Origin of the sequence: Paenibacillus sp. J45TS6 (assembly GCF_018403285.1) — a bacterium.
Classification (GTDB): domain Bacteria; phylum Bacillota; class Bacilli; order Paenibacillales; family Paenibacillaceae; genus Paenibacillus.
Genome location: NZ_BOSJ01000005.1, coordinates 219,525 through 244,806 on the forward strand (window position 1 = coordinate 219,525; position 25,282 = coordinate 244,806).

At 40.6% G+C, this 25,282-nt stretch carries 24 protein-coding genes and 1 pseudogene; 18 read left to right on the plus strand and 7 right to left on the minus strand.

Going from position 1 to position 25,282, the window contains the following annotated elements; all coding sequences use genetic code 11:
• Window positions 1–3: 3 nt before the first annotated feature.
• The 3 genes from KJS58_RS10205 to KJS58_RS10215 are packed head-to-tail and all read right to left on the minus strand — an operon-like array spanning window position 4 to window position 4,351.
• Window positions 4–963 (minus strand): sugar ABC transporter substrate-binding protein, encoded by a 960-nt coding sequence (locus tag KJS58_RS10205; RefSeq protein WP_213532419.1) that lies wholly within the window; start codon window positions 961–963, stop codon window positions 4–6.
• A complete protein-coding gene (locus KJS58_RS10210) occupies window positions 960–2,561 on the minus strand; it encodes a response regulator (RefSeq protein ID WP_306433078.1) in 1,602 nt (533 codons plus the stop codon). Before KJS58_RS10210 ends, KJS58_RS10205 begins: the two co-directional genes overlap by 4 nt.
• Entirely contained in the window at window positions 2,558–4,351 is a 1,794-nt protein-coding gene (locus KJS58_RS10215; RefSeq protein ID WP_249717147.1) for a sensor histidine kinase, read from the minus strand. The genes KJS58_RS10210 and KJS58_RS10215 overlap by 4 nt, the downstream gene beginning before the upstream one ends.
• 267 nt (window positions 4,352–4,618) lie before the next feature.
• Between KJS58_RS10215 and KJS58_RS10220 the strand changes: the two genes are divergently transcribed.
• The 9 genes from KJS58_RS10220 (at window position 4,619) to KJS58_RS10260 (ending at window position 13,767) form a co-directional block, all read left to right on the plus strand.
• Window positions 4,619–5,629: an ABC transporter substrate-binding protein gene (locus KJS58_RS10220; RefSeq protein WP_213532422.1), complete on the plus strand. Its 1,011-nt coding sequence runs from the start codon at window positions 4,619–4,621 to the stop codon at window positions 5,627–5,629.
• 98 nt (window positions 5,630–5,727) lie between these two features.
• Complete coding sequence (locus KJS58_RS10225; protein WP_213532423.1) at window positions 5,728–7,239, plus strand: sugar ABC transporter ATP-binding protein; 1,512 nt, start codon at window positions 5,728–5,730, stop codon at window positions 7,237–7,239.
• Between the two features lie 6 nt (window positions 7,240–7,245).
• A complete protein-coding gene (locus tag KJS58_RS10230) occupies window positions 7,246–8,286 on the plus strand; it encodes an ABC transporter permease (protein ID WP_213532424.1) in 1,041 nt (346 codons plus the stop codon).
• A complete protein-coding gene (gene yjfF / locus KJS58_RS10235; RefSeq protein WP_213532425.1) occupies window positions 8,276–9,244 on the plus strand; it encodes a galactofuranose ABC transporter, permease protein YjfF in 969 nt (322 codons plus the stop codon). The genes KJS58_RS10230 and yjfF overlap by 11 nt, the downstream gene beginning before the upstream one ends.
• A 134-nt stretch (window positions 9,245–9,378) precedes the next feature.
• Window positions 9,379–10,404: an ABC transporter substrate-binding protein gene (locus KJS58_RS10240; protein WP_249717149.1), complete on the plus strand. Its 1,026-nt coding sequence runs from the start codon at window positions 9,379–9,381 to the stop codon at window positions 10,402–10,404.
• Window positions 10,405–10,605: 201 nt separating this feature from the next.
• On the plus strand, window positions 10,606–11,217 hold the full coding sequence (locus tag KJS58_RS10245; RefSeq protein WP_213532426.1) for a histidine phosphatase family protein: 612 nt from the start codon (window positions 10,606–10,608) through the stop codon (window positions 11,215–11,217).
• Window positions 11,218–11,324: 107 nt separating this feature from the next.
• On the plus strand, window positions 11,325–12,623 hold the full coding sequence (locus tag KJS58_RS10250; RefSeq protein ID WP_213532427.1) for an amidase: 1,299 nt from the start codon (window positions 11,325–11,327) through the stop codon (window positions 12,621–12,623).
• Window positions 12,624–12,729: 106 nt separating this feature from the next.
• Window positions 12,730–13,218 (plus strand): NUDIX hydrolase, encoded by a 489-nt coding sequence (locus KJS58_RS10255; protein ID WP_213532428.1) that lies wholly within the window; start codon window positions 12,730–12,732, stop codon window positions 13,216–13,218.
• Window positions 13,219–13,410: 192 nt separating this feature from the next.
• Window positions 13,411–13,767, plus strand: coding sequence for a DUF3221 domain-containing protein (locus KJS58_RS10260; RefSeq protein WP_213532429.1), 357 nt, complete (start codon window positions 13,411–13,413; stop codon window positions 13,765–13,767).
• A gap of 132 nt (window positions 13,768–13,899) precedes the next feature.
• Here KJS58_RS10260 and KJS58_RS10265 read toward each other — a convergent pair whose 3' ends face one another.
• On the minus strand, window positions 13,900–14,193 hold the full coding sequence (locus tag KJS58_RS10265) for a hypothetical protein (RefSeq protein ID WP_213532430.1): 294 nt from the start codon (window positions 14,191–14,193) through the stop codon (window positions 13,900–13,902).
• A 62-nt stretch (window positions 14,194–14,255) separates the two neighbouring features.
• Complete coding sequence (locus KJS58_RS10270) at window positions 14,256–14,636, minus strand: hypothetical protein (RefSeq protein ID WP_213532431.1); 381 nt, start codon at window positions 14,634–14,636, stop codon at window positions 14,256–14,258.
• Between the two features lie 36 nt (window positions 14,637–14,672).
• Here KJS58_RS10270 and KJS58_RS25765 point away from each other — a divergent pair, with 36 nt between their 5' ends.
• Both KJS58_RS25765 and KJS58_RS25450 read left to right on the plus strand, forming a co-directional pair.
• On the plus strand, window positions 14,673–14,864 hold the full coding sequence (locus tag KJS58_RS25765) for an aldo/keto reductase (RefSeq protein ID WP_374705802.1): 192 nt from the start codon (window positions 14,673–14,675) through the stop codon (window positions 14,862–14,864).
• Between the two features lie 75 nt (window positions 14,865–14,939).
• A pseudogene (locus KJS58_RS25450) lies at window positions 14,940–15,074 on the plus strand (MBL fold metallo-hydrolase); the annotation flags it as partial.
• A 145-nt stretch (window positions 15,075–15,219) separates the two neighbouring features.
• Here KJS58_RS25450 and KJS58_RS10280 read toward each other — a convergent pair.
• On the minus strand, window positions 15,220–15,633 hold the full coding sequence (locus KJS58_RS10280; protein WP_213532432.1) for an Lrp/AsnC family transcriptional regulator: 414 nt from the start codon (window positions 15,631–15,633) through the stop codon (window positions 15,220–15,222).
• A gap of 139 nt (window positions 15,634–15,772) precedes the next feature.
• Between KJS58_RS10280 and KJS58_RS10285 the strand changes: the two genes are divergently transcribed.
• From KJS58_RS10285 to KJS58_RS10315, 7 genes are all read left to right on the plus strand, one after another.
• Window positions 15,773–16,537, plus strand: coding sequence for an MBL fold metallo-hydrolase (locus tag KJS58_RS10285; protein WP_213532433.1), 765 nt, complete (start codon window positions 15,773–15,775; stop codon window positions 16,535–16,537).
• A gap of 140 nt (window positions 16,538–16,677) precedes the next feature.
• Window positions 16,678–17,850, plus strand: coding sequence for an MFS transporter (locus KJS58_RS10290; protein WP_213532434.1), 1,173 nt, complete (start codon window positions 16,678–16,680; stop codon window positions 17,848–17,850).
• Between the two features lie 149 nt (window positions 17,851–17,999).
• Window positions 18,000–19,223: an RNA polymerase sigma factor gene (locus KJS58_RS10295; protein WP_213532435.1), complete on the plus strand. Its 1,224-nt coding sequence runs from the start codon at window positions 18,000–18,002 to the stop codon at window positions 19,221–19,223.
• A 261-nt stretch (window positions 19,224–19,484) separates the two neighbouring features.
• Window positions 19,485–19,844 carry a hypothetical protein gene (locus KJS58_RS10300; protein WP_213532436.1) on the plus strand — a complete coding sequence of 120 codons (360 nt, stop codon included), beginning with the start codon at window positions 19,485–19,487 and terminating at the stop codon, window positions 19,842–19,844.
• Window positions 19,845–19,858: 14 nt separating this feature from the next.
• Window positions 19,859–20,830, plus strand: a complete 972-nt coding sequence (locus KJS58_RS10305) for a 3-oxoacyl-[acyl-carrier-protein] synthase III C-terminal domain-containing protein (RefSeq protein ID WP_213532437.1) — start codon at window positions 19,859–19,861, stop codon at window positions 20,828–20,830.
• A 466-nt stretch (window positions 20,831–21,296) separates the two neighbouring features.
• Entirely contained in the window at window positions 21,297–22,574 is a 1,278-nt protein-coding gene (gene codB / locus KJS58_RS10310; protein ID WP_213532438.1) for a cytosine permease, read from the plus strand.
• The gene (locus KJS58_RS10315; protein ID WP_213532439.1) at window positions 22,543–23,811 is read left to right on the plus strand and encodes a cytosine deaminase; all 1,269 of its coding nucleotides are present in this window, start codon (window positions 22,543–22,545) and stop codon (window positions 23,809–23,811) included. Before codB ends, KJS58_RS10315 begins: the two co-directional genes overlap by 32 nt.
• Window positions 23,812–24,348: 537 nt before the next feature.
• On the opposite strand, the gene KJS58_RS10320 is transcribed toward KJS58_RS10315, so the two are convergent.
• Window positions 24,349–24,990: a copper amine oxidase N-terminal domain-containing protein gene (locus KJS58_RS10320; RefSeq protein WP_213532440.1), complete on the minus strand. Its 642-nt coding sequence runs from the start codon at window positions 24,988–24,990 to the stop codon at window positions 24,349–24,351.
• Window positions 24,991–25,282 lie beyond the last annotated feature (292 nt).

Sequence of the window (25,282 nt, forward strand, 5' to 3'; positions counted from 1 at the left end):
TGTTTACTTATCAATTTCTGTGATTTCTGTATTAATAAATTCTGGTAATGTTTTATCTTGTGATAGACTGCACAAGGTGTTAATAATCGCTTGGCCCCAGTTCTGCTCATTTTGGGAGATGATGCGGGTAATTTGGCCGTTTTCGAGGGATTGATTGACATAGGGAGTAAGACCGAGCGCGACATTATATCTTTTTAGCCCTTTGGCTTTCCAGACTAGAACCGAACTTGAACTTGAAACGAAATCCAGGTTGATCAGCGCACTGAAGTGCGGGTGAGCCGATATCATTTCTTCTAACTGCTGGATGGCTTTTTCTTCGCTGGCATGGTTATGGCGAACTTCGAGCACGTCTATTTCGGTATACTCTTCCAAATAATCCTGAAGCCCATTTAGACGCTGAGTTAATCCAAGCATTTGCGGCATGCCAGACTGGACCAGGACCATGCCTTTGCCGCCAAGCAAATTGTCTACGGTTTGGGCAATTATCGCACCTGTCTTATAGTTATCCGCACCGATAAATACATTCCGCTTACTGGACGGAGAGTCCGACTCGAAGCATATCACAATGATTCCGCTGGACACCGCTTTGTTGATGACGTCAATTAGAGCTTCGGAGTCAACCGGGATAATAGCTATGCCATCAACCTCCTGCTTGATCATCATCTCCATGATTCGAATCTGTTGCTCTAAGTTTGCTTCATCTGGCGCTTGAACGATCAGTTTAATGTTATGATCACTGGCTGAGGCTTCCGCATTTTCCGTTATCATCTCGTATGTGTCGTTTACCATAGGATAGATGATGCCAAAGGTTAGCTCGGGAACGTCTTTTGAAGGGAGCGAATGAACCTCTTCATTCTGATTCCAAGTGCCCATTGTAGTTCGAGTCTCCATACATCCACAGAGAATAAATGTGATTACGAGTAGTAACGTCAGCGTCGGAACGGCTTTGAATCGGAAATTCACAAGCGATCTCCTTCTTTCGCAGTGGTCGCAACTGACTCACCATCACGGCCGTGTTTGCGGTATTCCATTGGTGTCATCCCGGTCACCTTCTTGAACAGGTTAGAGAAGTAATGTTGATCACTGTAACCTACTTGAAAAGCAATCTCGAAGGTTTTGCAACGGGTTGTTTTTAACAGCACTTTCGCTTTGCCGATCCGCGTGGCGGTTAAGTACTCTGTCATGGTCTGCCCGGTTTCTTGGCTGAAGACCTTACTGAGATGGCTGGAGCTGACTCCAATCTGTCTTGAAGTTTCATGAAGGGAGAGCTGGTCATTGTGATAATTCTGCCGAATATAAAGTTTGACTTTTTCAATTAACTCTCCATACTTGTCAGACCCTTTAGACCGCCAGACCCATAGCTGTTCATATACTCCAAGTAAATAATCAAGGCACTCTTCAACATTTGAAATTTTCCGAATTTCCTTTTGCAACTCATGTATCATTTCTGCTTGATTTCCTTCTGTGCGGAAAGTTAACTTTGCGGTCTGGACTAATTCTAGGGTAATGTCGTTGATCAGGTAGTAGGCATACATCGAGTTAAAGCTTATCTGACGAAGGCCAACCCCAAGCTGACGAATAAAAGAGGGCGCCTCTTGGGAATTACCTACCTTTAGAAACTCAATTAGGCGGTAGCGGTCAAGCAGCACACTGCCTGGTGTCTGGTCGATCGAGGACTCAATCAGAGCTGCTTTGTTCTGCTTCGACAGCTTCTTTATCATTCGGTCATCTTCGGCCTCTTGGAAGGAAAGATGTATACCTTGAAGGCGTTCGTGGACGCTTCCGCAGCTTACGGACAGTTGCAAACCAAAATGGATACTTTGTTGTTCCAGTACTTGGATCAGAAGATCGATTCTGGTTGATATTTGATCCGGAAGGCTGTCCTTTAGAATGATCACCGTTTCAGTACGGCTGCGCCTAAAGTAATAAATTTCAGGATATTCAATCAGTGTATTCGTAACGATTAGCTCCGCTGCTTGAATCTTAGAAGTTACTAGATTGGATTCGTCCAAGATGGATGGAATAATAGATAAGATAACGACAGCATAATAAGGGGCTATAAGCTGCAGATTCAGCTCAGCAGCAGCTTCGATCGCAGCTCCTGTGCCAATTAGTCCTCCGCAAAGGTCGGCATATAGCTTATCAGGACTATACATATTCTTCTGTTTCAATCTATTTTCTTCATCAATTCTGGTACTGACAGCATTCAGCAACTGGAGTAGTTCCGCGGCGCTGACTGGTTTCAGGCAGTAATCCTCGACGCCAAGCCGAAGTGCTGTTTGGGCATAATGAAAATCATCATGTCCACTTAAGATGATGATTTTGATGTCAGGAAATCTTTGCCTAACTACGGAAGCCAGTTCGAGTCCGTTCATAAAAGGCATTTTAATATCTGTAATTAGAATATCTGGTACTTGTCCTTCAATGAGCGGCAGTGCTAACTCTCCGTCAGGAGCATCACCGGAATATAAGAAACCTTCCTTCTTCCAATCTATAGAATCCCGGATGCTTTCACGAATCAAAATTTCATCATCGACGAGTACGATCTTCTTTATAGTCAGTTCCCCCTGTTCTTAGGTATTCGTACAAAAATGGTTGTACCGGCACCAGCGATGCTTTCTAGTTCGACTCCGTATTCACTGCCGAAATAAAGTCGTAATCGTTGATGTACATTCTGTAGTCCGAAACCTCCTTCGGCGGGTTCTTCTTCCTCAGACTGGAGTGGTTGTTCGAGCTGATCTCTTAGCAAAGCTAGTCGGTCTGTTGGGATTCCTATCCCGTTGTCCGTAACGGTAAGAATGACGGCCGTTAATTCCAAATAACCTCCAATGACAATAAGGCCTTTCCCTCTTTTATTTTTAATCCCATGATACAAGGCATTTTCTATCAGTGGCTGAAGAGTCATGTTTAAAATCGGGTAATCTAAAAGTTCAGGATCGATTTCGATCCGATATTCAAGAATATCCCGGTATCGCATCTGTTGAATGACCAGATAGCTGTTGGCATGAGCTAATTCTGTGCGAATCATTACCCAGTCCCGACCTTTGTTTAAGCTGATTCGGAACAGGTCAGATAATGCCTTAACAAGCTGGATTACACCATCGTTTTTGCCCGCTTCGGCCATCCAGATAATTGAATCAAGTGTGTTGTATAAAAAGTGGGGATTGATTTGAGCTTGTAGTGTTCGCAGTTCTGCTTTTTGCAGCTGCTGTTGTTTCCGTATACTTTGTTCCAAAAGTTCTTTTATCTTCTCTACCATAATGTTGAAGCTTTGTCCCAGATCCGCGATTTCATCTGTTCCAACTGGTTTGACTTTAGCTTCAAGATAACCGCTTGCAGTAAGCCTCATTTTATGCTGAAGAAGCTGGATAGGCCGGGTTAGCCGCTTGGTCAGCAAGTAATGAAGAGTAATCGCAAATACGATACTGAGCACTACGCTAAGTATGATCAGCTGCCTGATGCTGTTAGCTTCGGCAACGATCTCTTGTAGTGGAGCGATACCGATAATCGTCCATCCAGTAGCAATAGAAGCAGTATGTACGATAAATCGTGGCTGACCGCCCGTTCGCAGTACATATCCGTCTCTACTGAACTGATCGGGAAAAGGAAGGGGCGTATTTTGAATGATGTTCCTGTCATTGTTCCCTATGGGAGGGACAAAAATCGGATTGTTATGCTGATCAAGAATATAAAAAAATCCGGTCTTGCCGATCTTTACCTGATCGCAGAACGTCTTAATAAACGAATCGTCTAAATCCACTGTAATAAACCCAATTACTTCATGGGTAATTTTTTGCTTAACTGCTGCCATAATTGAAATGACTCCCCGATCTTCATAAGTGAAACCATCGATTTGATCAAGGCTGTTCATTTGCGCGGATGGAATTCGCAGCACGGAATCAGGGTTCTCAGCAAGCGTCTGAAAATGTTGATTCCGCAGGGGATTCGTATTGGACTGAAAAATCCCTCTGCGCTCGCTGATGCCTTTTCCATAAAGATTAATCAAGCTAATATTGAGCACGCTTTCATATTTGTATGTGTCTCGGTAAAGAGAAAAAGTACGAAGAATATCTTTGGCTTCCTTATAAGTCTCCGACTGTGAGAGAAGAAAATGGATAACCTTGGGGTTATTGCTTAGTTCCAGAAGCCTCTCGGTATCTATAAACAAATTATCAATATTTGTCCCTAGCATATCAGCTTGGAGCATAGTGGAGGCTTTACTGTGGCTTGCAACTGAATGGTAGGATTTCTGATATGAAATCATTCCCACCGTCATTAGCGGTATGGTGGTGAGGACAATAAACAAGGCCAATAGCTTTGTCCTTAGGCTTGACGAAATCCATCGCTTCATCCTCATCAGTTTGTTCCTCTCAGGGGATATGGTTCTAACCACTTATAGTGTATACCAACTATGATCTATTCGAAAGCAGAAAAAGAAAGCGCAACCAAATATTATACTTTTCAATTAAAAAATTACACTATGAAGAACAAGATTGTGATGAAAATCAAAAAATAGGAAACAAACGCAAAAGACAGTCCATATCATGTTGTTTTGTAAGCGATTTATAATTAGGCCAACGCCAAGGAATGGTGATTGATGAGGGGGAGAACAACAGTTATGAAGAGATTTGGAAGAATAAGTTTAGTGTTATCGTTAACCTTGTCCATGATGATGCTTGGAGCTTGTAGCAGTAATAACGGCGGAGGTGCTGCAGAGGAGAACTCTGACAATTCCGGAACAAAATCAACGAACAGCATCACGCTCGGCTTCTCTCAAGTAGGAGCAGAAAGCGGCTGGCGCAGTGCAAACACAAAATCAATTCAGGATTCTGCGAAAGAGGCAGGATACACCTTAAAGTTCTCGGATGCACAGCAGAAACAGGAGAACCAAATCAAAGCTCTTCGTTCATTTATTCAGCAAAAAGTGGATGTCATTTCTTTCTCACCGGTCGTGGAATCCGGGTGGGATACGGTACTTAAAGAAGCCAAGGATGCAGGAATCCCAGTTATCCTAACTGACCGGGCTGTCGACTCAAAGGATACTTCGCTGTATGTGACGTTCCTCGGCTCTGACTTTGTAGAAGAGGGGCGGAAAGCAGGTCAATGGTTGACTGAGCAATATAAGGATGCCGCTGAAGATATTAATATCGTTGAACTACAAGGTACAACTGGTTCTGCTCCTGCAAATGATCGGATGCAGGGATTCAAAGAAGTGATCTCCAGCAATCCAAATCTTAAGATCATTGCTTCCCAAACTGGAGATTTTACACGGGCTAAGGGGAAAGAAGTTATGCAAGCTTTTCTAAAAGCCCATAAAGATATTGATGTTTTATATGCGCATAACGATGATATGGCGCTTGGTGCAATTCAAGCTATTGAAGCTGCCGGGTTGAAGCCTGGAGAAGATATTAAAATTATCTCAGTCGATGCGGTTAAGGACGGAATGCAGGCTGCCAGCGAAGGGAAAATCAACTTTATAGTTGAGTGTAACCCGTTGCTCGGACCTCAGTTAATGAAGGTGGTTCAAGATGTTGTCGATGGAAAGTCGGTTGAAGCCCGTATTGTGACTGAAGAAACGACGTTTACTTCAGAAGAAGCCAAGGAAGCCTTGCCGAACCGCCAATATTAAACCTAGCATATTCAAAAAAATGTTTACATCGCCACTCCGCCCCTCTTCTTAGCCAGCGGAGTGGCAGTAGTTTCATAAGCCAAGGAGTGGATGAAGATATGAGTGAGGTTACACCCTTATTGCAAATGACCAACATACATAAACGCTTTCCTGGAGTCAAAGCACTTTCCGATGTAAGTCTCCGCCTCTTTTCTGGAGAGGTTCATGCGCTGATGGGTGAGAATGGTGCGGGAAAATCCACTTTGATCAAAGTACTGACCGGGGTGTACTCCATCGATGAAGGGACTGTTGAGATGGAAGGTAACCCGATAAATATTCACAGTCCGTTAGAATCACAGGCGGCCGGAATCAGTACGGTGTACCAGGAAGTCAATCTATGTCCCAATCTGACAGTGGCTGAGAACATTTTTATTGGGAGAGAACCGCGTAAACTAGGCCGAATTCTTTGGAAAGAAATGAATCGAAGGGCAGAAGAGCTTCTGAAGGATCGCTTGAATCTGGATATAGATGTAGATCAGCCTCTATACATGTATTCTGTGGCTGTTCAGCAGCTGATTGCGATTGCCAGAGCTTTAAATATTTCTGCAAAGGTTCTGATTCTGGACGAACCAACCTCGAGTTTAGATAAAAATGAGGTTGAGCAATTATTCCTTGTATTGAGAAAGTTGAAAAGTGACGGCCTTGCCATTCTTTTTGTCACTCATTTTTTGGATCAGATGTATGAGATTTCGGACCGGGTGACTATTCTCAGGAATGGTGGATTTGTAGGTGAATATCTAGCGGAAGAGTTAACTAGGCTTGATCTTGTTTTGAAGATGATCGGCAAGGAACTGAATTTGTTGGAAGAGCTGCCTGTTCTGACAGGAACGAGTAAAGATAAACCAAGCGAGGAGCTGCTCAGAGCAGAGGGGCTTGGACGAAAGGGAGCAATTGAGCCATTTAATCTGACGATCAATGAGGGAGAAGTGGTTGGCCTTGCAGGTCTTTTGGGTTCTGGCCGCACCGAAGCAGCACGGTTACTGTTCGGAGCGGATAAGGCTGATACCGGTAAGCTGAAGTTTGCAGATGGAGGAGAAACCATACATTCACCGCGTGATGCGATTCATCGGCAGATTGCCTTTTGTTCAGAAAATCGAAAGACGGAAGGCATTATCGGAGACCTTACGATCCGTGAAAACATTGTTTTGGCTTTGCAGGCCAAACAGGGCTGGTTCAAGACAATATCCCGCAAGCGACAGGACGAAATTGTGGATGAATATATCCGCATTCTAAATATTAATCCTCCCAATCCTGATCATCTGATTAAGAATTTAAGCGGAGGGAATCAGCAAAAGGTATTACTCGCCAGATGGCTTTTGACGGAGCCGAATTTGTTAATACTGGACGAACCGACTCGCGGTATTGATATCGGTGCAAAAGCGGAAATTCAGAAGTTGGTATTGTCACTTTCACGTGAGGGAATGTCTTTTGTGTTTATTTCTGCAGAGCTGGAAGAGGTAATACGCGTCAGCGATAAAATCGCCGTGCTGCGTGACCGCCATGTAGTAACGGAAATTTCAAATAAGGATATGAACCAGCATACAATCATGCAGGCGATAGCAGGGAGTTGAGATCATATGAAAACCATTTATAAACATCATTTATTCTGGCCACTGTGCGTACTGGCTGCACTGATGTTATTTAATTTTATTTATTCTCCTGATTTCTTCTCAATTACGCTGCAAAACGGACATTTATACGGTAGTCTGATCGATATTCTCAACTTTGGGGCCCCTTTGATCCTGGTAGCGATTGGGATGACTCTTGTAGTGGCTACAAGAGGGATTGATTTGTCCGTCGGATCAATCGTGGCGATATCGGGAGCTATTTCCTGTCTTTCTATCAGTAAAGCTTCGGATCAGAATATGCTCTCCTTGATCCTGTTGTCGGTACTTATGTCAGTGGGACTATCTCTTATTTTAGGTATATGGAATGGGGTGCTGGTATCCGCTGTTGGAATTCAGCCGATCATTGCCACTTTGATTCTTATGGTGGCCGGGCGGGGAATAGCTCAACTCATTACGGGAGGGCAGATTATCACCGTAACTAGTGAAAAGTACTCTTACATCGGTTCCGGTTCCCTTGCTACTTTACCATTCTCCATCTTTGTAGTTGCGACTGTTCTCGTAATTGCAGCACTGCTCACTCGTAAGACTGCACTTGGGCTGTTCATTGAATCGGTGGGCTGTAACCCGGTAGCGAGTCTGATGTCTGGTATTCGAGCCCACTCGGTTATCATATCTGTTTATTTGTTTTGCGGATTGTGTGCCGGCATAGCCGGATTGCTGTTAAGTTCGAATGTATCTAGCGCTGATGGCAATAACGCTGGACTATGGTATGAGCTCGATGCAATTCTCGCAGTCGTAATCGGCGGAACTTCACTTAACGGAGGACGATTCTATTTGCTCGGAACGGTTGTAGGCGCCTTGATTATCCAAACGCTGACTACAACGATCTACATGATAGGCGTTCCGCCGGAGATTACGTTAGTTGTCAAAGCTTTCGTAGTTCTTATGGTCTGTTTGGTCCAGTCATCTGCTTTCCGATCCGCCATCGCCTTGCGCTGGAGAACGCGGCATTATCCAGGAGAGAAGGAGATTTCACGCCATGTATCTTAAAAGCAAGTACATTCCCATAATTGTAACGATAACACTGTTTCTGATCATGTTTATTGCAGGTTCTTTTCTTTATACTGGTTTTTTCTCTCTTCAAGTGTTGTTGAATCTTTTCGTAGATAATGCTTTTCTGTTGATCACTGCTGTTGGTATGTCCTTTGTCATCCTCTCGGGTGGCATTGATTTGTCTGTCGGTTCGATGATTGCGCTCACGACAATGGTGTCAGCGAGCTTAATTCAGCAGCAGGGGTGGTCTCCTGCAGTCGTTATTCCGCTAGTACTGGTTATGGGTGCCCTATTCGGTTCCGGAATGGGAGCCATAATCCATTATTTTAAAATTCAACCTTTTATCGTGACTTTAGCAGGAATGTTCTTGGCTCGTGGATTATGCTATGTGATCAGTATTGATACGATAACGATTGATAATGCCTTCTATACCGCTGTTGCTCAGACGAAGATCACGCTCCCAGGAGGAAGCTTTATTTCTATTAGCGCTATTATTGCTTTGATTGTCACAGCCGCTGCGATCTTTATCGCACACTATACTCGGTTTGGCCGCAATGTGTACGCTCTTGGAGGGAACGAGCAATCGGCGCTCCTCATGGGACTTCCGGTAGCGCGAACCAAAGTACTAGTCTACACGTTTAGTGGATTCTGTTCCGCGTTAGCCGGTGTTGTGTTTACGTTCTATATGTTGTCGGGATATGGACTACATGCAGTTGGCTTTGAGCTGGACACGATTGCTGCGGTCGTAATTGGTGGGACTTTACTTACCGGAGGGGTCGGTTATGTCCTTGGAACCTTTTTTGGTGTCCTGATTCAGGGAGTAATTCAAACCCTGATTAGCTTTGATGGCACGCTCAGCTCATGGTGGACAAAAATTGTTATCGGCTTGCTTCTTTTCATCTTTATTCTGTTTCAGCGAATACTTAGTGAAAGACGTTCTGTTTTAAAGCAGTAACAGCTGTTCTTACGCTAGAAATGTTGATACAATTAACATCGGGAATCCAGCTCTGACCCAGCTCTGGTTATCCGGTGTTTTTTTTGTGATATTATGTAATCGCTATCATTGATTGATGGGGGGATCTAGTTAAAGTGGTGAAATGGTTGATTTGCCTCATGTTTTTGTTGTTAACTGGTTGTTTTGAAACAGGAGAGAGGATCGCCCATCCTTCGATTACGCCAGCGGAAATTCCGGTGAGTATCAATATTCCGTCCGCGGAGTTGCCTGCAGCCAAAACGATTGTACTCGGTTTCTCCCAGTTAGGCTCAGAGAGTACCTGGAGAGCTGCAAATACGAATTCTATAAAAGCGGCAGCCCTTGAGGCTGGCATTACTTTGATTATGAAAAATGCTCAGCAATCCCAACAAAACCAAGTGGAAGCAATCCGTTCGTTTATAGAGAGCAAAGTAGATGTTATCGCGATCGCGCCTGTCGTGCAGACCGGTTGGGATGATATTCTTCAGGAAGCCAAACAGGCAGGTATTCCTGTCATCATTCTTGATCGCGCTGTTAATGTGAAAGACCACTCGCTATATGTTACCTGCATTGGTTCCGATTTTTTTGAAGAAGGGGTAAAGGCCGCTAAATATATGCTGGACAAAATGCGTAACTATTCAGGACGAATAAAAATTGCCGAACTGCAGGGTACGATTGGATCAACTCCTTCGATTGACCGTGGACGAGGGTTTCGGAAAATGATCAAGGGGCAGAAAGCCTTTGAAATTACGCTGACCCAATCTGCAGATTTTACTACGGCAGGAGGTTATAAAGTCATGCGGGAATTTCTGAGCCTCTCTGACGATGAATGGCCGCAGGTGCTATTTTCCCATAATGATGACATGGCTATTGGCGCAGTAAAAGCGATTGAGGAAGCTGGGCTGAAACCAGGCACAGATATTATTATCATTTCTGTTGATGGGACGCGGCGGGCCTTTGAACAAATGATTGCTGGAAATATTAATGCAGTCGTTGAATGCAATCCACTCCTTGGTCCTTTATTGATGCAGGCTACCCAAGAGATTATGTCGGGTAGGACCCTCCCGAAGCGTATGGTACCTCCAGAAGATATTTTCCCTCAGGAACTGGCGGCAATGGAAGTAGGGAATCGTACATATTAACCTCACTTACCTATTTTCTTCGAATTAATCCACAACTCTGTCTACAACTCTATTCATTCAAAGACATCCTGCTTATTTAGAATTACTTGCTTGTTGTAAATAGGTAACTATATTCCAATATATGTTAATATTGTTATGAGTCGATTTTTATGGAAATTGCCATCGGAACAAGTAAAGAGTGTGAATCCTAGGGGGAAGTATATGACTATTTATTTTGTGAGACATGGGGCAGACGATGAAGGATATCGCGGAGGCTGGAGTCAAAGAGGACTTAATGTTGAAGGCTATCGGCAATCAGAAAAGTTAGGTTCTTATCTTAAGAATAACCAGAGTTCATATCAAGTACATCGTATCGTGAGTAGCGACTTACAGCGGGCGCTTGATACAGCGAATGAGATCGCAAAAAATTTGAATTTATCCGTTGAAAGTAACAGCGAGTGGAGAGAAACGAATAATGGTGTAATTGCTGGAATGCCTAACGAAATCGTCAATGAACGATTCCCAGGGCTATATTTCTCAAGTTTACAAATGGAAGAGAGGTATCCTGAAGGTGAGAGTCCTAAGGAGTATTATCTGCGGATTAAAGAAACATTTAAAAGGTTATGTGAGGAGCAATTAACTAATAATCATCTTGAAAACGTATTCATTGTTACTCATGGCGGAGTGATTAATGTCGTCTACCATATTTTAAAAGGTCTGGAATGGACAAATAAGAACAAATCTTTCCCAGCTTCCAATACAGGTATTCATAAAGTGGAATATTCAAATGGACAGTGGAATGTAACCGTTGAAAATTTTTTGGAACATTTATAATATCAGCGACTTGTTAGGCTAATAAGGAATAGCTCAATGAAATATCAATGTAATATCAATGTAATATCGAACTCGTGATCATATATCATTTTTAGGGGGATATATTAGTGTTTCTTAATAGAGCAACATTAGCGGACAGAGATAAAGTTTCGTTAACAGATTATTTAACAAATTTTTATGAACGCTACTCTACTATTGAACCCCATGTAAAAGCTTTTATTCATGAAGATGATCTAAATGATCGTTTAAAAAGGGATCTGAGTAGTTTATTAGAAAAGTTTCCTGATGAAAAACCTCCATTTTTCGGTGTTCCTTTTGCTATTAAAGATTTAATTCATGTTAATGGATTTCCAACTAGGGCCGGTTCCGAGCTTCCCGTTAACGTTTTGACCACCAAAGAAGGGTCCTTTATCTCGAATCTTCGATCAATGGGTGCGATATTCGCAGGGAAAACCATTACCGAAGAATTTGCTTACCATAGTATAATCCCTACACGCAATCCTCATAACATGGAACACACAGCTGGCGGCTCAAGCGCTGGGTCTGCTGCGTCCGTTGCCTCTGGTATATGTCCAATAGCGGTCGGAACTCAGACCCTCCGTTCGGTAATTGCTCCTGCATCGTTTTGTGGTGTAGTTGGATTTAAACCAAGTTATGCACGTATTACACTTGATGGAGTTATCTTATTATCTCCCTCATTTGATACCATCGGATTTTTCACACAGGATACCAACAGCATGAACTATGCAAGTTCTCATTTCATTCCTAACTGGTGCTCCTTTCAATCAGATAAAAGACCTGTTCTTGGCGTTCCAAAGGGTACTTTCATGAATCTTATGTTCGATGATGTTAAAAGTGCTTTTGAAAATCAGCTTAAAACACTAGAAAAGAGGGGGTACACCATTCGTTTTGTCGATATGCCCTGGGATGAAGATTTAATATTAGGCGATGCCATGGTAAGAATGGTACAAGGCGAAATGGCACAGGTTCACGAAACTTGGTTCCGTCAGTATGAGAATCTGTATGGTTCTTCAGTAAAAGCGGCAATTACAAGCGGGCAAGCTATACCAATAGAGGAATTAGAACAACTCCGTAATGGACAAATGAAACTTAGAATGGAACTTGAAAAGACCAAAAGAAAAGAAGGTATCGATTTGTGGGTTACACCAGCGCAAGGTGGAGTAGCGCCGAAAGGTTACGAAAAAACGGGTTGGGCGGGAATGACAGCGATCTGGTCTTACGCAGGACTTCCAACGATCAGCATACCGATAATGAAAGTGGACGGAATGCCATTAGGTTTTCAATGTATTGGTAGCCATGGGAACGATGAAGAACTATTATTTTGGGCAAAAGAAATAGAACGTGCTGAATTCCTAAATGAAGTGTGTGGTACAGGATTCCTTTAGAAAGCAATAGGTGAGTTAGAATGGAACAGTTCAAATTCGCGAAAGAAGGAGAATACAGGAAGTTTGTGTAATAAATATACAACTTACGGTATTAGGAGGTCTTTAAATGGCGTTTCCGACACATATTGTATCGGCTGGCGGAATTGTAGAAGATGGAAATGGAAATATCCTCTTAGTAAAAGCCCATGACGATGGTTGGGTGTATCCTGGTGGGATAACGGAAGTTGGAGAAAATCTGATAGATGGCGTGATTCGTGAAATCAAAGAGGAAAGTGGAATTGACGCCACGGTTAGCCATATAGTTAACATTGTTTCTAATACAGCAATCCATAAATGGTATGACGGTGTGACGGATGTTCCTACGAAGGTTATGTTTGATTTTGTGTGCAAAGCCGTGGGTGGAGAGTTAGCTACTTCTAATGAAACGAGCGATTGCAGGTGGGTTCCAAAGGAAAATGTTCTAGATTTCATTACTTTACTTGCGATCCGCATGCGTTATGAAGCTTATTTAAACTTTAACGGCTCTGTAAATTATATGGAGTATGTCACCACGACAACCTCAGAATGTAGTATCAAGCTGCAAAGGCATGTTTAGTTGTTAAAGCGCAATATATCCACTTTTTTTATGAATCTTTTACAAACAGAATAGTAGTGCAGAAACAGCATAGAGCAGTTTGCCGGTTGGCAGCAGCTCTATTTTTCGTTAATCATATGGGTAGTTTACTCAACAAATCTATTCCATCTTCGTCTAACAAAGCAGAAAGTCTTACGCGAAGGAGTTGAAATAATGAGAAAGTTGGTTTTAGGTCTTGCCTTGGTATTTGCCATATGTATACTTAGCGGTTGCAATGCGTCGCCCGAAGCCACTAAGGGGGATTATATTATTTCGAAGGAAGACCAAAGAATCTTAGTAGCGAAGAATATTACACAGAAAGATTCTGAAAGTAAGACCTTTGCTGAGTTCAAAAAGAATAATATCGAATTAATCAATTATATTGTCGAGGATACCCAGCTCTATAACGAGCTTGAGATAGGTGAAAAAGTCAATGTAACCCCAAAAACGAATGACAAAGGTGAATATACTGTAATGCAGTCCGATCCCCCGCAAATTATTGCGGGTCAGATAGAAAGACTTAAGGACTGATAAGACGATTGTGGTGACTAAACAATATGTTATCGTTGTAAAATTAACGGGCGGATAGTTGTGAACGGGGAAAAAAGCACGGTAAATTCCGCCCCTTATCGATCTGAAATTGCAGAGTTACAAGTTTTCGTGTTACGGTAATGGCTCAATCTTAGTTAGCTTTGATCCCCAGACAGGATAAGTATCATATCCTATGAAATATTGATCTCCCTCTATTAAAAGATCGCTTACGATTTCAGGAACTTTAATATCGACAGTAGTGATCGAATCTCCAAGTAAAACGTTGATTGAATTGTCTTTTACAGAATTTAGAGTAACAATAGCGGAAGTTGTGCTCTTATAAAAGAATAAGTTAGAACAAAATATAAAAACAATTACGATTATACCTAAATAGATCAACTTTGCTTTAAGTTTAGGTGAAGACATTACTTCAGGCCCCATTTCAACACATTGATGTAGGTTATTAAGTTTCGTTTTTTATTGATCTTCTATATCACTGTTATTTCAAATGCTTCAAACATATGATTATTGACTTGTCTACTCCATGCTTCGACTTCAACACCTTCTTGTATTATATCAAAATCGGATTCTGTTCGTTTGACATCACTTGACTGGTGAAAAAACATTGTATTTCTAGTTACTGTTAACACATCTCCGGTATCGATTTGTATAGAATGAAGTACTTTATCTCCATCAATTGTGGAATTTTCCTCAACGATTTTTACAATAGTACCTCTGTAATATTCCTGTTGCTTAGATGGAGATGGCCATCCTAGTAAAATATCAGAACTTAAAACAAACCAAATACCAAGCGCTAATCCCAGAACAAGACTACCCGATAGTACATACCACTTCTTTTTTGTCTTCAACTTCTTTCATCCTTCCTTCAGATACTTAAAAAGATACTGGATACCATAGGGAGCAAGTACGATAAAACAGCATACCAGGTTGCGATGAATTGGATATTAAGGCAGGAAAGTATCGTTACTATACCCAAGGCAGTTAACAAAAAGCACATTGATGATAATTTAAAAACCCTAGATTGGGAATTAGATAAAGAGGATCTAGATCAGATTGAGAACTATTTTCCTCAATAAATCGATTTGAATTAGAACTTCAGAATTTGAAGGGAGAAAATATCGGTACGAAAGTCTTCGGCACGTAAGTGTCATAAAATTGTAGTTGTTCACATGGAGGCAGTTAATCATTGGGGGCTGTCTAGAGCAGAATTGAATGAGTTTATCGAAGAGAAGAAACTAGCTAATGATATTCTGGTTCCTAACGACGGAGATACTTATTCTTTTTAGAAATGATAAGTTACAGTGTGAGAAAGTAAGAAGAAATGGATCAATAAAATATAAAGGAAGCCATCGGATGCAAATTGGCTTCCTTTTTAACGAGCAGATTTTTAACAATATCTACCTTGTCTAAAACCGCCGTTTAGGTTCTTTCTTATAAGGTTTTATCAATCACAATAGATAATTTGTAGTTAGCGTAATTATTTAAATCTAATAAGAATTGGTTTAACGCTTCATTACTTGGAAACCTGCATTCTAGCAGATAGCAACCATCTCCGCTTATTTTATAATTATTGAGGATATGCTCCCTTTTTTCTCGAATAAATGAAAGAAATGGTTGGTGGTGTGTGCTTTTTATATAAATGTTAAGAAATGCATACGTAAAACAACCTAATTTTGTTTGATTAACCTTAATGCTGTACCCCTCTATAACTCCAGTATCTTCTAGTTTCTCCACACGGGCTGCTGCTGCGGCACCAGTGAGGTGAACTCTTGCCCCTAATTCTTTCATTGTAATTCGGCTATTTTGACTTAGCTCTTCAATAATTCGTTTATCTGTTTGATCCAAATCTGGCGCATCTCCTTTAAAAAATAAAGTAAAAAGGTCAATACACTTTATTTAATCTGTGTAATTGAACGTAGCATCTAGTATAAACTGAACCTTGTTGCGAAACAAAATAGAAAAACAAAAGGAGATTTTCTTTCATATGTTCATTCAACAAATCCGAAATGCGACAATTATTGTCCATTATGCAGGTAAAAAATTCTTGATTGATCCACTACTCGCGGATAAAGATCTGTATCCTCCATTTTTGGCAGGGATCAGAGAGGATAAAAGAAACCCTCTCATCGATTTACCGATGTCCATATCTGAAATCATCAAGGACGTCGATGCCGTGATACTGACTCATTTGCATCTAGATCATTACGATGATATAGCAAAAGAAATGCTTCCAAAAGGTATTAAAGTTTTTGTACAGAACGAACAGGATGCTATTCAAGTTAAAAACGACGGTTTTGAGCAAGTAGAAATACTTGCTGAAGATACGATTTTTGAGGGTATTCAATTAATTAAAACACAAGGTGAGCACGGTAGAGGGGAAGAATTGTTAGAAAGGATGGGGCAGGTGTGTGGTGTTGTATTTAAACATGCCAACGAGAAGACATTATACATAGCTGGAGATACAGTATGGTATGACGGTGTCCAAAAAGAAATAGATTCCCACAATCCTGAAATTATCGTCTTGAACGCTGGCGATAATGTTTGGAATGATATGGGTTCACTTATCATGGGCAAAGAAGATGTTTATAAGGTGCATAAGGCGGCTCCCAACACCAACATTATCGCTGTACACATGGAAGCAGTTAACCACTGGACACTATCTAGAAAAGAACTGAAACGCTTTGGAGAAGAAAAAGGATTTTCCTCCCGTTTATTCATTCCCGAAGACGGAGAATCGTACACTTTTTAATATCCACGACGACGTGAGGAATATGAGTCGCTGTGAAGACCAGTGACCAAATAAATCGAGGCCCTTGAAGGGTCTCGATTTATTTGTGAAATTAAGAATCTATTCATTTACGAATTAACAAGATAGGCAGGAGAACAACGATGAGTCAGATAAACACGAAACTATGGACGAAAAATTTTATTATTCTTTCGTTAATCAATTTCTTTATGACATTAATTTTCTTTTTATTAAACGCGACGATTACGCTATATTCAATTCAAGAATTTAATGCATCTACCAGCGAGGCGGGGATCATTGCAGGGATCTTCATTATTGGTTCCTTATTAGGACGTTTATTTACAGGACGTCTTGTACAAACCAAAAAAATATTGATGACCTCGTTACTTTTTTTCATTTTAACAACATTACTTTACTTTGTTCATTTTAACATTGGTTTTCTCATCTTAAGTCGTTTTTTGAACGGGATCACATTAGGTATAATAACTACGGTTGTAAGTACAGTTGTCGTACTTAACCTTCCTACTTCACGAAAAGGGGAAGGGATTAGTTACTTTGCAATTAGTACGGCACTGGCCACGGGTATTGGTCCATTTATTGGTTTGAATATGAGCCAAAATGCAAATTTCAATATGATTTTCACTTTCTCACTGATCCTAGGAATTATAAATGTAGTCATCGGAATTTTTGTGAAGTTTTCTGTAACGAATAAGGCAACGATAAAGAAAGAAAAAGGATTGAAAATCTCTGACTTTATTGAGCCTAAAGCGATACCAATAGGAATTATTATGTTTATAATGGCATTTTGTTTTTCCGGTATAGTATCCTATTTGAATGTTTATGCTTTGGAATTAGGGCTAATAGAAGCAGCAAGTTTTTTCTTTATGATCTATACTGTCTTTGTCTTGATATCACGACCTTTTACAGGACGTTTGATGGACAAAAAAGGAGCAAACATTATCATATATCCCGCTCTTATTATTTATGGCGCAGGAATGCTCTTCTTAGGTTCTGCTTCTAGCAGCGCTATATTGTTATTGGCAGGAGCTTTAGTAGCTCTTGGGTTTGGTAATATATCTTCTATATCCCAAGCCATAGCCATTAGTTTAGCTGAACCCCACCGAGTTGGCTTAGCGACTGCAACCTTCTTTATATTTTATGATCTAGGAAACGGTTTTGGGCCCTCTATTCTTGGATTACTCATTCCAGCGACAGGTTATGATGGTTTGTATGTAATACTCGGATTCATTATATTAGCCACGCTTTTCTTGTATTACCTGTTATACGGAAAGAAAGAACGTAAAGTTCAAAGCTAAAGGCTTTAACTATAACAAACAAAGCATCCTGTATTTTTCAGGGTGTTTTTTTCTTTATACATAGAGCATAAATTTATTTTTTGTTTATAAGTGGCTTTTTGGCTCCCGCCGGTGTCTAATTAAATGTAAATCAAGAGGAGGTTCTCACCATGTCAGGAGCTCATGACAACACTCCTGTTTATCCGGATGAACAGGATCGCATTACAAGTTTCGATCACACGTATGAGCAGTATCGTGAGAGAATACGCAAATATTTCGCACTGAAAGTAAATCCGATGGCTGCAGATGACTTGACACAACAGGTGTTTTTAAAAGCTGTCGAGAACTTTCACCGCTTTAAAGGCAACTCTAATTTGTTCACTTGGATATTTAAGATTGCTCAGAATACAGTGAAGAACGAATATCGCAGGTTATCACGGCAAAAAGAATCACCATTTGATTTTACAGATTATGAATCGCAGTCAATCTCTCTTGAATTTACGAAACATGTGGATATTCGAATTGATATTAGTTCTGCGTTAAGAAAACTGAGTGAGATTGACCAGGAAATTATTGCACTACGTTTTTTTGTGGATTGCACGTTGTCTGAAATATCCAAAATTGTTGGAATGCGCGAGAGTGCTGTGAAGAACAGATTGTACCGAGCTTTGGAGAAACTAAGAAAAGAATTAAAAGAATGGGGGGACATTGCCATCATGTCTATTCAAGATATGATTTCCATTGTTAATAAGGGTGACAGTCAAGGTACAAACGAACGTCTAAATAAGGTGCATCAGGACTTATTCGATGAATTAAAGATAAGTGTTGAACGAGTGACAAGCAAGTACAATCACCAACCTTCTCAAAAAATCGTTATTGAAATTTATCCTGACCTGCAAGCATTCCATCATGCAGTCGGAGAACCAGGTGCACCGGGTTGGTTTATGGGAACGTATGAAGGTCATATTCTGAAAATAGTTTCTCCCCTAAACCCTGGACCTGATCATACCTATGAGTCTATTTTAAAAGGGGCTGTCCATTTATTTACCATGTGGCTAATCGAAGATATTAATCCTTCTGCTCCCAAATGGATTAGACAGGGAATAGGCGGATACGAGGCCAAGCAGATGACCAAAGACTATATAAAAAGTTCAACGGAAGATGCCATTCGCAATTTGGCGATCCCTTCTTTTGATGATCTAGATAACGATACCTGGGACTTTGAAACGATGAAAGGATTTCAGTTTTCCTATATGATGGTGGAATTTGTGATGGATCGGTACGGAATAGATGCTTTAAACAAAGTGATCCGAAATCCTCATGATTTTGAAGGGATCTTTCAGTGTACCAAGCCGGAACTGTATAAGCAGTGGGTAGAATATATTAAACTATAATTTTTGTAATCTTGAGCCTGGTTATGAGCCAGGCTTTTTTGCTCTGAAAAATAAATAAAGTTCCTATTCTCATCCATTAATTAGTATGTAAAGTACATAATTCATGATTTTAAATACAATATCTTCACTTTAAACTAAAAAATGCCGATAACCTCTCTGTATGACCAAATATTGAAAAAAGTTCTTTTTTTAAGGAGGTGGGCTAAGAAAAGCTCGTCAGTGATATCTCGTATTAGAAAAAATCAAAAGGAGATGTTAAAAATGGAAGCAACTACAAAGTTTTATAATGAAGGTAATATTATTTGGGTAGATCTAGAAGGGTTCGCTAGTTTAGAGTTAACCAATCAAAAGGTTGCTGATTTGAAAGCTACTTTAGGTCCACACATTGCAAATCAAACGATCGTTATTGATTCTACAAATCTAGCTGTATTTAAACAAGAGATTCTACCGGTTTTAGCAGAGTGTTATGAGATCTACTCTAAATTTGGAAGATGCATAATGGTAGAAGCTAAGAAAACAATTGTTAACATTCAGCTTCATAATACGGCCAAAAAAGTAGAAGGGTTTACAGGTCAGTTTGTAAAAACAACGGAAGAAGCTAAAGCAATTCTAGGATTATAAGGAGTGTGTTTTGATTGCCCAGTGTTAGATTAAAACAGATTGCAGTGTATCATCCAGAGAACTCATATACGAATGAAGAAGTGGCTTCTTCTTCGCCTGATCGAGAAAGACTTCTTGGTATGTGGACCCATTTAGGAAGAGATAAAAGATATCTAGCAGATGAACAAGAAACCACCGTAACGATGGCGATTGAAGCGGCTAAAAAAGTACTGCAAGCAGCAAATATGAGTGGTGAGCAGTTAGATCTGATAACCATATCGTCTGGTACTCACGAGTATAATATACCTACCGATGCAGCTTTTGTTCATAAAGCAATTGGTGGTAAAGATCAATGTGCTATCTATGATCAGAACGCGAATTGTGCAGGTATGGTTGTGTCATATGATCAAGTAAGTAGAGCAATGTTACATAATCCAAAAATGAAATACGCGCTTATCGTTGGATCTGAGCAAGTAGGCAACTTCTATAAGCCTGAAAACTTGGTACATATAGGTCTAAGTGGTGACGCTGCATGCGCTATTATTTTAGAAAGAGTAGAAGAAGAGGGTTACGGTTTAATTGACTCTTCTTATATTACCCATTCTGAAAGACCAGAAGATTTAGTATTACCTGAGCATGGATTTAAGAATTCAAAAATAATTCAAACAAAGGTGTCCGATTCCTATAAAGTGGATAGCATGTTTGCTAAGGCACCCGCTGTAATAAATGATCTTTTAAAAGATCATGGTCTTACCAAAGATGGCATCACCCATTATTCAATCTCTCAGGTACTTTCGACAAAGATTGATTACTTAGTAGAAGCATTAGAAGAGGACTCATCAAAGTTTACTTACGTAGGTAACAAATATGCTTATACGGGAACAACAAGTCCATTCCTTGCTCTTTATCATGCAATTGAAGATGGGAAGCTTAAGCAAGGTGATCACCATATCATGTGGTCGGTTGGAGCAGGTTTTACTTCCTGTGGGTTATTAGCAAGATTATAAAAAGTGCAGCAGTTATTTTATGTAAGAGTCGTTTTCTTACGTTTATAAGCAAATGAATATAGCATAACAAGAGGCTCTCCGATTAGTGTGAGCCTCTTTGTTGTGTACCCGTAACAACTTTCTTGTAAAAAACCACTGATTCCATTAGTAATCTTTTTACTCCTTTTTTTTAGAAGTGAATAGTTCTCGTTAATTAATGGATAATAATGACATTGACATTCGAAAGATTTTCTAAAATAATAAAATGTAATTGAATACTGGTACCTTTAATTCAGTCCAGAGAGGCTGGCAAGGGCAGCGGATTTTATAATCACGCGAGAATCAGGGCATATTCCGTCAGGGATGCTCTGCGTCTTCGCGCGGATTATGATGAAAAAAAAGAGGCTACTTGTCAGTTTAAGACTTGACGAGTAGCCTCTTTTTTCTGCTTTTTGGTATCAGGAGACTTTAAGCTGGAGGTATTCTGATGAGTAAACAAGATCAAGAATTTTCATGGCAAGAGGTGCCGCAAACGCACAGAAACAATTTTAGAAAGACGTTCTCCGTTATGCTCGCGTTCACTTTCTTTTCGGCAAGCATGCTGGCAGGGGGAACACTTGGAGTCAGCTTGACGTTCATGGAGTTCATGGGAATTGTGCTTGGCGGTAACTTGATTCTAGGCATATATACAGGGGCGTTAGCACATATCGCTGCCAAAACGGGTCTTTCCACACATTTATTAGCAAAGTATTCGTTTGGTAGCAAAGGATCTTACCTTCCGTCGTTCCTGCTCGGCTTTACACAGGTGGGATGGTTCGGCGTCGGCGTAGCGATGTTCGCTGTTCCCGTCGCGAAAGCGATGGATTGGAACGTCTATCTGCTGATCTTCATATTTGGTTTAGCAATGACAGCAACAGCCATTTTCGGCATCAAGTCACTCGTAATTCTTGGGTATATTGCGGTTCCTGCAATTGCCATTCTTGGCGGTTACTCCGTGTTTGAAGGAATAGACACACTGGGCGGTCTACAAGGTTTGTTAGATTACAAGCCAGCAGAGTCGCTGACCGTAGCAGCGGCATTAACGATTTGTATTGGATCATTCATTAGCGGCGGTACGTTGACGCCAGATTTTGCACGTTTTTCTCAAACATCTAAACAGGCGGTTACCGCTACGGTTATTTCGTTCTTCTTAGGAAACTCGCTCATGTTCCTGTTCGGAGCAGTCGGCGCTATGGCATATAACCTGTCAGATATCTCGGAGGTTATGTTCCTGCAAGGGTTGATCGTTCCTGCCATCATCGTATTGGGACTGAATATTTGGACGACTAACGATAACGCTCTTTACGCTTCCGGACTGGGCTTTGCGAATATCACTAAAATCTCGAAAAAGTTCTTCGTTATCGTAAACGGCATCGTGGGTACTGTGTTTGCTATGTGGATGTATAACAATTTTGTTGGTTTCCTAAATGTGCTGGGCGCAGCGATTCCTTCCATCGGGGCCATCATTATCGCAGACTACTTCTTTGTGAAGCGTAGAAACTATAAACCGTTTGCCGAAATGACGTTCAAAAATGTAAACTGGGTAGCGATGGCTGCTTGGGCTATCGGTGTAGCCTTTGCTCAGCTGGCCCCAGGAATTACACCACTAAATGCACTAATCGGTACCGCAGTAGCTTACATCGGGTTAATGCTGATCGTTCCTGCGAAAGAATCCAAAGAAATGGGGAATTTAAATGATTATACAGAACGCAAAATTGCGGGGTAAAGAAGGATTATGGAATATTGTTGTGAAAGACGGGAAGTTTGAAAAAATCACGCAATCTTTGGAAGTAACAACGTATGAGGAAGTAATTGATGTGAGCGGCGCGCTTGTGCTGCCGCCATTCATCGAACCTCATATTCATCTGGATACAACGTTAACTGCAGGCGAGCCAGAATGGAATTTGAGCGGAACATTGTTCGAAGGTATCCAGCGTTGGTCCGAACGTAAGGCATTCCTGACACATGAAGACGTTAAAACACGTTCGAAAACAGCACTGAAATGGCAGGTCGCACAAGGCATTCAGCATGTACGGACGCATGTAGACGTGACCGATCCAAACCTCACTGCTGTTAAAGCGATGCTTGAAGTGAAAGAAGAAATGGCACCATATGTTGACATCCAGCTTGTTGCTTTTCCACAGGAAGGCATTCACTCCTACCCGAACGGCGTAGAACTAATGGAAGAGGCGCTGAAAATGGGCGTTGACGTGGTCGGCGGTATCCCGCACTTCGAATTTACGAGAGAATATGGCGTGGATTCAATGAAGGTTGCGTTTGACCTCGCTGAAAAATACGACCGTCTTATCGACATTCACTGCGATGAAATTGATGACGAACAATCCCGTTTCTTGGAAGTCGTAGCTAAAGAAGCTTACGAACGTGGCTTAGGTTCCCGTACAACAGCAAGCCACACGACGGCAATGGGATCTTATAATGATGCTTACACTTATAAATTGTTCAGACTACTTAAGATGGCGGACCTGAATTTCGTATCCAATCCGCTGGTCAACATCCACTTGCAAGGGCGTTTCGACACGTATCCGAAAAGAAGAGGGCTGACTCGCGTCAAAGAGCTGCAAGAAGCCGGTCTTAATGTGTGCTTCGGACACGATGATATCTTTGATCCATGGTATCCGCTCGGTACGGGTAACATGCTTCAGGTACTGCACATGGGTATCCATGCTTCGCAGTTGCTCGGTTACGATCAAATCGTGAATTCAATTGATCTTATTACGAAAAACAGCGCAAGAACGCTGCATATCGAGGATATGTACGGTATTGAAGAAGGTAAACCTGCGAACTTCATCGTTCTTGAAGCAGAGAATGAATATGAGGCGATCCGTAAACAAGCTGCAGTGCTTTATTCATTCAGAGGCGGCCGCAAAATTGCCGAAACAAAACCTCGAGACACATCGATCATTCTTGAGAATGGTTTGGAGAAAGTCACTTTCAATAAATAATTAGATGAAGCATGTGATGCATCAAGCATAGCTTGCACATTAACTCAAAACCCCCACTTTGTAGGCAGGGTAAAAAGAGACCGCATACCGCGAACTCTTCCTGCATACAAGAGGGGGTTTTTTGAAATATTGAAATTTATGTTATCTGGTAAGTTATTTGTTTAAATGGCTGATTTAAAAGAATTTGGAGGGGTCTAATAATATCCATACAATCAACGCGATGTTTAAACAAGTTACACATATTCCACCTATAAGGTAACCTGTAAATACTCTGTTTCTCTTTTTTAGATAAATGATAAGTGGTACCAAGTAAAGCCATTGATAAAAACCAACAAATACATGATTTAATATAAAAAAACCATCATCTATGATACCAATTAACATCAAGCCATACGCTCCAAAATAAAAAACGATGACATAAATAAAACTTAATAAAAAACTCAATAGAAATTTCCTGTTCAACACATTCCACAACCTTTCTTACAATTAAGAGAAAATTACATAGTCGATAATTTAGTAAATAGAAGAACTCCCTTCTTATTTTGAATACGAAAGACCTGGGAACACCGTATATTCATCGACGTTGAAAAAGTCTACTTTTTTCATAGTTTCAATTTTCCGATTAGTTATTACAAAATCCCACATTTCTCCTTTTAAAATATCTTCATATAGAATAACTTTCACTCTAACTTTTAAGGAATGAGTTAATTCTTGTGCATCAACAATTTTATAGTCGATAATCGCTGGGTACATTCCACCTATAGGTAACTTATCATAACCTTCCACTGTTACTGATTTAATCAACGCATCATCTCTTTCATCGAAACCAATCATAAATGTTCCAATAATGTTTCTAAGACTTGCCCAACCACTACCAATGAAATCAAGATCTTGTTTCCATATATCTTCCTGAGAAGGTATCGCTTTGTCATTGATAGTTACCGTTTGATTCTTTTGGTTCCAACCTACATTCGCATCTAATGCCTTTGCTACCACACTTAAAGGCACCATTACTCGGTTATTGACGATCTGAGGAGCTACATCTGAAGTAACTTGTTGACCGTTAACCACGATCTTAACGCTCCCTTTAGCAAAAGCTAAACCAACCACGATGCTAAGAGAAAAAACAACCACAAAAAGTGAGATGAACAGTTTCTTCTTTATTTTTATCGCCTCCATTTGTAAATGTATATAATGAAAGACGCTAAAAAATTGATTGTAGTTACATTACTTGGTTTCGCCATGCGACAAATCTTATCATTTTATATAAATATCTTTTCAATTAGGATGGCGATGATTTGAAGTGTGCGACACCACATTTTTCCTAAATAAAAGGTATAATTTACAATTAGAAAAACGCTGTTCAAGATGATATATTATTTATGTCCTCTTAAGAAAAAGACAATTATAAATGTGTGTCTGATGCAGTAATTAAAGATATTTAATTCATTGTGTTCGATGGTTTTTATTA

Excerpts from the sequence above, each read along its gene's own strand:
- KJS58_RS10290 (WP_213532434.1), top strand. The coding sequence starts at position 16,678 with ATGAGTCAGATAAACACGAAACTATGGACGAAAAATTTTATTATTCTT.
- KJS58_RS10265 (WP_213532430.1), bottom strand. The coding sequence starts at position 14,193 with ATGTCTTCACCTAAACTTAAAGCAAAGTTGATCTATTTAGGTATAATC.
- KJS58_RS10260 (WP_213532429.1), top strand. The coding sequence starts at position 13,411 with ATGAGAAAGTTGGTTTTAGGTCTTGCCTTGGTATTTGCCATATGTATA.
- KJS58_RS10215 (WP_249717147.1), bottom strand. The coding sequence starts at position 4,351 with ATGAAGCGATGGATTTCGTCAAGCCTAAGGACAAAGCTATTGGCCTTG.
- KJS58_RS10295 (WP_213532435.1), top strand. The coding sequence starts at position 18,000 with ATGTCAGGAGCTCATGACAACACTCCTGTTTATCCGGATGAACAGGAT.
- codB (WP_213532438.1), top strand. The coding sequence starts at position 21,297 with ATGAGTAAACAAGATCAAGAATTTTCATGGCAAGAGGTGCCGCAAACG.
- yjfF (WP_213532425.1), top strand. The coding sequence starts at position 8,276 with ATGTATCTTAAAAGCAAGTACATTCCCATAATTGTAACGATAACACTG.
- KJS58_RS10285 (WP_213532433.1), top strand. The coding sequence starts at position 15,773 with ATGTTCATTCAACAAATCCGAAATGCGACAATTATTGTCCATTATGCA.
- KJS58_RS10300 (WP_213532436.1), top strand. The coding sequence starts at position 19,485 with ATGGAAGCAACTACAAAGTTTTATAATGAAGGTAATATTATTTGGGTA.
- KJS58_RS10320 (WP_213532440.1), bottom strand. The coding sequence starts at position 24,990 with ATGGAGGCGATAAAAATAAAGAAGAAACTGTTCATCTCACTTTTTGTG.
- KJS58_RS10230 (WP_213532424.1), top strand. The coding sequence starts at position 7,246 with ATGAAAACCATTTATAAACATCATTTATTCTGGCCACTGTGCGTACTG.
- KJS58_RS10315 (WP_213532439.1), top strand. The coding sequence starts at position 22,543 with ATGATTATACAGAACGCAAAATTGCGGGGTAAAGAAGGATTATGGAAT.
- KJS58_RS10220 (WP_213532422.1), top strand. The coding sequence starts at position 4,619 with ATGAAGAGATTTGGAAGAATAAGTTTAGTGTTATCGTTAACCTTGTCC.
- KJS58_RS10245 (WP_213532426.1), top strand. The coding sequence starts at position 10,606 with ATGACTATTTATTTTGTGAGACATGGGGCAGACGATGAAGGATATCGC.
- KJS58_RS10225 (WP_213532423.1), top strand. The coding sequence starts at position 5,728 with ATGAGTGAGGTTACACCCTTATTGCAAATGACCAACATACATAAACGC.
- KJS58_RS10255 (WP_213532428.1), top strand. The coding sequence starts at position 12,730 with ATGGCGTTTCCGACACATATTGTATCGGCTGGCGGAATTGTAGAAGAT.